The sequence below is a fragment of the Mesorhizobium sp. M1A.F.Ca.IN.020.03.2.1 genome (genome assembly GCF_004023205.1).
Classification (GTDB): Bacteria; Pseudomonadota; Alphaproteobacteria; order Rhizobiales; family Rhizobiaceae; genus Mesorhizobium.
Map to the genome: position 1 here is coordinate 22,600 of NZ_RZSV01000057.1, position 6,383 is coordinate 28,982.

Genomic DNA, 6,383 nt, shown 5'->3' on the forward strand with positions numbered 1-6,383 from the left:
TAATGGAACCAGCCGAGCGTCATGACGGCGCTCACTGTCCGAGCACCAGTTTGGAGCCGGTGCTCGAGGCGGTCGTCCCCCGCCTGAAAAGAGAGCTTTAGGCGGCCGACTGCTCGGCGAGCTTTTTCGCGATCTGCTTCTTCAGCAGGCGAGCGCGCTGCGACAGCTCCTTGGCGTCGGCCTTGGCCAGGAACGCGTCGAGGCCGCCGCGATGCTCGACCGAACGCAGCGCGTTGGCCGAAATGCGCAGGCGAACGTTCTGGTTCAGCACTTCGGAAATCAGCGTCACATTGACCAGGTTGGGCAGGAAGCGACGCTTGGTCTTGTTGTTGGCATGGCTCACATTGTGGCCGGTCTGGACTGCCTTGGCAGTGAGCTCGCAGGTGCGGGACATCTTGTCTAACCTTCAGTTCTAAACCTGCCAAACCATTCTGCCCGCGCCAGGCGGCGCGCGGTCTCGGTCAGGCGGCCTTTGGAAAAGTTGGCGTTCCATAGTTGCATTTCGCCACTACGTCAAGCTCCGGCACCTACGCGGCGGCCAAGCTCGCTCCATATAAAGGCCGGAATTCGTCGTATAAGCCCTGCGCGAAGGGATTGCCAGGCTGGAACCGTTGCGTTTCCGCCAGTATCAAGGACCTGCCGCCGCCATGCTTCGCCCATCCCAAGCCCTTGCCGCGCTGCTCGCCGTCGCTGTGCCTACAACCGCCTTCGCTGCTGCCTCGCCGCAGTCCTTCAAGGGCGAATACACCGTGTCGTTCCTGGGCCTTTCGGTCGCCAGGGCGACGTTTTCCAGCCGTTACGACGGCGACACCTATGCCATCAATGGCACCGTCTCGGCCGCCGGCATCGCCAAGCTGTTCGACGATACGAAAGGCACGATCTCGTCGAAGGGTACGATTTCGGGCCAGCAGATGCGGCCGCGGGTTTTCCGGGCCGACTATACTTCCGGCAAGAAGGCATCGGTGGTCGACATACGCTTCGCCGATGGCGACGTCTCCTCGACGAAGGTCGTTCCGGAGCCCGGCAAGCGCGATCCCAAGAATTGGGTGCCGGTCGGCTCCGGCGACCTGAAATCGGTGGTCGATCCGATGGCCGCGACCGTCGTCCATGCCGACAGCCTGGACAAGGTCTGCGGGCGGACCGTCAAATTCTACGATGGCGAGATGCGCGCCAACCTGTCGCTGACCTATGCCTCGAAAGGCTCGATCTCGGTGCCGGGCTACAAGGGCGACACCGTCACCTGCAAGATGGGCTTCGAGCCGGTGGCGGGCTATCGCAAGGGCCGCAAGGCGCTGGACTTCCTGAAGAACAAAAGCCGCATGATGGTGACATTTGCACCCGTCGGCCAATCCGGCGTATATGCGCCGATCCGCGCCACGGTCGGGACCCAGATCGGCCCGCTGACCATCAGCGCAAGACGGTTCGAAGCAGCCGAATAGTTAGGCGCCACGGCGCGCCGCTGGGGATGGGGCATGGGGCGCGCAACACTGATCGGTTTCTCGGCGGACGCCCTGTGGGCGCTGTTTGCACTGCTCACCAAAGCCTCGGGGCTGCGCAAGCCGGCGACCGGCGGAGCGCGCGCATGATGCCGTTTCCGGGCGGCATCGACGCCAATCCCAATGCGACGCTTTTGTTCTCGATCGCCGCCGCCGCGATTTACGTCCTTGCGCTCGAGCTGCCGCCACGCCTCGCCCGTTCCGCCGCCAAGACGCTGGCCGTGGCCTTGTTGGCGGCGCTCGCCGTCATGCAGGGCAGTCCGCCGCTGCTCGTCGCAGCGCTGGCGCTCAGCGCCGCCGGCGACGCGTTCCTCTCCCAAGACGGTGAAAAAGCCTTTCTTGCAGGGCTGGCGAGCTTTCTTGCCGCACATGTCGCCTATGTCGCCTTGTTCCTGAACGCCGGTGGCGGAATCGGCCTGCTCACCGCCGAGTCCTGGCGCGGCGCCATTGCGCTGGCGCTGGCGGTTTTCGTTATCACGATGCTCGCCGCGCTTTGGCGGCGCGTCGGAGCCGCCCTGCGCGTTCCGGTCGCCGTCTATGCCGGGGCGATCCTCGCCATGGGTGTTTCGGCGCTCACGACCTTTCATCCCTGGGTCATCGCCGGAGCCGTGCTGTTCATCATATCGGACGGGCTGCTGGCGGCAGAGCGCTTCCTGCTGGCCGCGAGCTCGCCGCATCGCGTCTGGATGCGCTACGCGGTCTGGGTGCTCTATTATGCGGCCCAGTTGGCGATCACGCTTGGTTTCCTGCTGGCCTAGGCTGTTTTCGGCTGCCAGTCCGGCTCGGCCAGCTCGAAGGCTGCGAAATCGAAGCCCGGTGCCACCGTGCAGCCGACCAGCGTCCATCCGCCGAGGCTGCGCGCCGACTGCCAACAGCCGGCCGGGACCACGATCTGCGGCCGCTCGCCGGCGGAAAGTGCCGCGCCCAATAGATGTTCGACGACGGTGCCGGAGCCTTCTTCGTGCGTGGAGAGAGCCAGCGGCGCGCCGGCATAGAAATGCCAGACCTCGGCCGCGTCCTTGACCCGGTGCCAGGCCGAACGCTGGCCTTGCTCCAAAAGGAAATAGATCGCGGTCGAATGGCCGCGCGTGCCACCCTCCGCGTCGCGAAACGTCTCGGCATACCAGCCGCCCTCGGGGTGCGGCTCGAGGCCGAGCGCGGCGATGATTTCGGCGGCGCTGGTCATAAAGGAGCGCTCAGAAGTTATCCTTGCGCTTGCGGATCTCGGCGAACACGTCCGTATCGCTCGCCCTCTCCATGCCGAGATGTCTGCGGATCGCCGGGTCGTGCCAGCGCAGGAACGGATTGGTCGACAGTTCCTCGCCGATCGTCGTCGGCAGGGTCGGCTTATTGTCGGCGCGCAGCTTCTCGATCCTGGCGGCGCGCTCTTTCAATGCTGAATTGCTGGGGTCGACGGTCAGGGCGAAGCGCGCGTTGGCCAATGTGTATTCGTGGCCGCAATAGATGACGGTCTCGGCCGGAAGGGCGGCAAGTTTCTTCAGCGAATCGTGCATAACCGGCGGCTTGCACTCGAAGAGCCGACCGCAGCCCAGCGCAAACAGCGTGTCGGCGGTGAAGGCCACTTTCGAGGCCGGCAAATGGTAAGAGACATGGCCGGCGGTATGGCCGGGCGTCTCGATGACCTCGATCTTTTCCTCGCCGAGGCGGATGACGGAACCCTGGCTGACCGTCTCGTCGATGCCGGGGATCTTCGCCTGTTCCGCTTCCGGTCCGACGATGGTGAGCTTGAAGCGCTCCTTCAGGGCCAGATTGGCCTCGACATGGTCGCCATGATGATGCGTGGTCAGGATCATCGTCGGGGTCCAGCCGGTGCGCTTGATCGCAGCCAGGATCGGCGCTTCTTCCGGGGCATCGATGATCGCCGTCTGCCCGCTCCTGGGGTCATGCACCAGAACGCCGAAATTGTCGGTGCGGCACATGAACTGTTCGATTTCGACCGGCATCACGTCGCTCTCCGTTATGGCCGCAGACATAGGGCGCCCGGCCGCCGATGTCATCCGCCTTTGTTGAACTCGCCGGATATCGCGGCTACCGTCCGGCGCATGCATTCCGATATCGTCGATCTCCGGTCCTTCTATTCGACCACGCTCGGGCGCCTCGCCGAGCGCGCGATCACCATGTCGCTGTCGTCGATATGGGCGCCCGTTCCGAACGAGCGCCTGGTCGGTCTCGGCTACACGCTGCCGTGGCTGGAGCGGTTCGGCGCCGATGCCGAGCGCGTCTTTGCCTTCATGCCGGCGACGCAAGGGGCGGTGGTCTGGCCGGCGACGGGGCCGACGGCGACGGCGCTGGTCTTCGACGAGGAGCTGCCGCTGGTCGATTCCTGCATCGACCGCATGCTGCTCGTCCACTCGCTCGAACATGTCGAAAATCCGCGTGAGACGCTGAACGAGATCTGGCGCGTGCTGTCGCCGGCGGGCAGGGTCGTCATCGTCGTGCCCAACCGGCGCGGCGTCTGGGCGCGTTTCGAGCACACGCCCTTCGGCAACGGCCGGCCGTTCTCGCGCGGCCAGCTCACCGAATTGCTGCGCGAGGCCAATTTCACGCCGGCCGCATGGTCGGATGCGCTGTTCTTCCCGCCATCGCCGCGGCGCTCCATGATGCAGTTCCACAACGTGCTGGAGCGCGCCGGCCGGCGGCTCTGGCCGATCTTTTCCGGGGTCATCGTCGTCGAGGCACAGAAGCGGCTCTACCAGGGCGTGCCTGTCGCGCAGCGCGCGTCGCGCCGCGTCTTCGTGCCGGTGTTCTCGCCGCAGGGCGCAACGACGCTCGGACGTCGGGCCGACGACCCGGTGCCGCGGGCGGGCGGATGACGCGTTCGTGATCGGGGCCAAGCCTTGCGTCATACGGCAATCGTCACCCTATCTCAGAGGCGGGTTCGGGGTGCGGCATCGCCGCCAATGACCGTTCCTGGCAGCAGGGATCTCGCATATGGACCACACGCCCAGTATCGAACAGGCCGCGTTCTCAGTCGAGACGAGCCGCCTCTCAGACCAGCTGGCGGCGATCAGGCTGGCGCTGAAGGCATCGCCGGTGCGCAGGCGGCTCCTGTGGGCCTCGATCGGCATTGTCGGCGTCATCGTCGCGACCTCGATCGGGCAAGTGCTGCTCAATCGCTGGAACCAGCCTTTCTATGATGCCCTGGCGCGGCGCGACCTGCCGGGCTTCCTGCATCAGCTGATGGTATTTGCCGCAATTGCCGGCAGCCTCCTGGTGCTCAATGTCGGCCAGACCTGGCTCAACCAGACGATCCGGCTGAAGTTGCGCGAGGCGCTGACGCTCGACCTGATCGATGAATGGATGCGGCCGGCGCGTGCGTTCCGGCTCACCCATGCGGGTGCGATCGGCGTCAATCCCGATCAGCGCATGCAGCAGGACGCGGGGCATCTCTCCGACCTGTCGACCGATCTCGGCGTCGGCCTGCTGCAATCCTTCATCCTGCTTGTATCTTTCATCGGCGTGCTGTGGGAGCTCTCTTCCGGCTTCGTCTTCCATGTCGGCGGCCATTCGCTGGAAATACCGGGCTACATGGTCTGGGCGGCGATCCTTTATGCCGGCATCGCCTCCTGGCTGAGCTGGCTGGTAGGCCGGCCGCTGATCCGCTTCAACAGCGATCGCTACACGCGCGAGGCCGTGCTGCGCTCCTCCGTGGTCCGCGTCAACGAGAATGTCGACGCCATCGCGCTCGCCCATGGCGAGGCGGACGCCAGGCGGCAGCTCGAGCTCGACCTCGGCGGCGTGCTCGACGCCATGCGGCGCATCTACAGCGCCCAGATCAACCTGTCCTGGGTTACCGACGCCTATGGCTGGATCACCGTGGTGGCGCCGATTCTGGTCGCCGCACCGGTCTATTTCGCGGGCGACATCAGCTTCGGCGGTTTGATGATGGCCGTCGGCGCCTTCAACCAGGTGAATTCCTCGCTGCGCTGGTTCATCAACAACATCGGCGCCATCGCCGATTGGCGGGCAACGCTGATGCGCGTTGCCGACTTTCGCATCGCGCTCGGCGAAACGGACATCCTGCATGCCAAGGAAAAGCGCATCGCGTTCGGCGAAAACGCAAATGGCACACTGACATTCGACAAGCTCGAAGTCGCCTCGCCCGACGGCTGCACCAGGCTTGCAGAGACGGAGGTCGAGATAAAGGCCGGCGAGCGCGTCATGATCACCGGCGATCCGCGCGCCGGCAAGACGCTGTTCTTCCGCGCGATCGCCGGCCTCTGGCCATGGGGCGGCGGCCGCATTGGCATGCCGGCCGGAGAGACACCGTTCTTCGTGCCGCGCACCCCCTATTTCCCGCTCGGCACGCTGCGCGACGTGCTCAACCATGCCGAAGGCACCAAGATCGACGACGACGAGATTTCCGCCGTGCTCGGTGAAGTCGGCCTCGAGCGCCTCTCGTTCCAGCTCGACCGCTCGGCGCGCTGGGAGCATGAGCTGGCCGACGATGAGCAGCGGCTGCTCGCCTTCGCCCGGCTGGCGCTGAGGAAGCCGAAATGGGTGATCATCGACGAAGCGCTGGATACGTTCGACGGCGCCACGCTTCGGCGCGTGCTGGCGATGCTGCAGGCCAGACTGCCGCACGCCGCTATCCTCAATATCGGGCGCGGTCTGCACAACAACCAGTTCTTCCCGCGCGCGCTCACCATCGTCAAGGACAGCAGCGGATCGGCGCTGAAGCCGGCCCGTCTCCGCGCCGGGGCGATCGAACCCCCGCCTGTTGCCGCGCGCGCCAAGAAATAGCTTTATTTCGCCGCGATCGCCGGGAAGAATCCCGGCGTGGTGGAGCCTGCCATGCTCAAGCTGTTCAGCCTGCTTGCATGCCTTGCCTGCGCCGAGGCAGCGCCAATGCCTGCCATCGGAGGC

At 65.4% G+C, this 6,383-nt stretch carries 7 protein-coding genes; 4 read left to right on the plus strand and 3 right to left on the minus strand.

Annotation, left to right across the window (positions count from 1 at the left end; all coding sequences use genetic code 11):
- Positions 1 to 97: 97 nt before the first annotated feature.
- Complete coding sequence (rpmB, locus tag EOA79_RS12065; RefSeq protein ID WP_066990317.1) at positions 98 to 394, minus strand: 50S ribosomal protein L28; 297 nt, start codon at positions 392 to 394, stop codon at positions 98 to 100.
- A 253-nt stretch (positions 395 to 647) separates the two neighbouring features.
- Between rpmB and EOA79_RS12070 the strand changes: the two genes are divergently transcribed.
- Together EOA79_RS12070 and EOA79_RS12075 are read left to right on the plus strand one after the other, a co-directional pair.
- A complete protein-coding gene (locus EOA79_RS12070) occupies positions 648 to 1,439 on the plus strand; it encodes a DUF3108 domain-containing protein (protein ID WP_127335090.1) in 792 nt (263 codons plus the stop codon).
- A 143-nt stretch (positions 1,440 to 1,582) separates the two neighbouring features.
- Positions 1,583 to 2,254: a lysoplasmalogenase gene (locus EOA79_RS12075; RefSeq protein ID WP_095799884.1), complete on the plus strand. Its 672-nt coding sequence runs from the start codon at positions 1,583 to 1,585 to the stop codon at positions 2,252 to 2,254.
- On the opposite strand, the gene EOA79_RS12080 is transcribed toward EOA79_RS12075, so the two are convergent.
- Both EOA79_RS12080 and gloB read right to left on the minus strand, forming a co-directional pair.
- A complete protein-coding gene (locus tag EOA79_RS12080; protein WP_095823994.1) occupies positions 2,251 to 2,682 on the minus strand; it encodes a cupin domain-containing protein in 432 nt (143 codons plus the stop codon). The two genes, EOA79_RS12075 and EOA79_RS12080, sit on opposite strands and share 4 nt — an antisense overlap.
- A gap of 10 nt (positions 2,683 to 2,692) precedes the next feature.
- Positions 2,693 to 3,460, minus strand: coding sequence for a hydroxyacylglutathione hydrolase (gloB, locus tag EOA79_RS12085; RefSeq protein ID WP_095824182.1), 768 nt, complete (start codon positions 3,458 to 3,460; stop codon positions 2,693 to 2,695).
- A 99-nt stretch (positions 3,461 to 3,559) separates the two neighbouring features.
- Here gloB and EOA79_RS12090 point away from each other — a divergent pair, with 99 nt between their 5' ends.
- Together EOA79_RS12090 and EOA79_RS12095 are read left to right on the plus strand one after the other, a co-directional pair.
- Complete coding sequence (locus tag EOA79_RS12090) at positions 3,560 to 4,330, plus strand: methyltransferase domain-containing protein (RefSeq protein ID WP_095824183.1); 771 nt, start codon at positions 3,560 to 3,562, stop codon at positions 4,328 to 4,330.
- A gap of 118 nt (positions 4,331 to 4,448) precedes the next feature.
- A complete protein-coding gene (locus EOA79_RS12095; protein WP_095823993.1) occupies positions 4,449 to 6,260 on the plus strand; it encodes an ABC transporter ATP-binding protein/permease in 1,812 nt (603 codons plus the stop codon).
- The last annotated feature ends 123 nt before the right edge of the window (positions 6,261 to 6,383 follow it).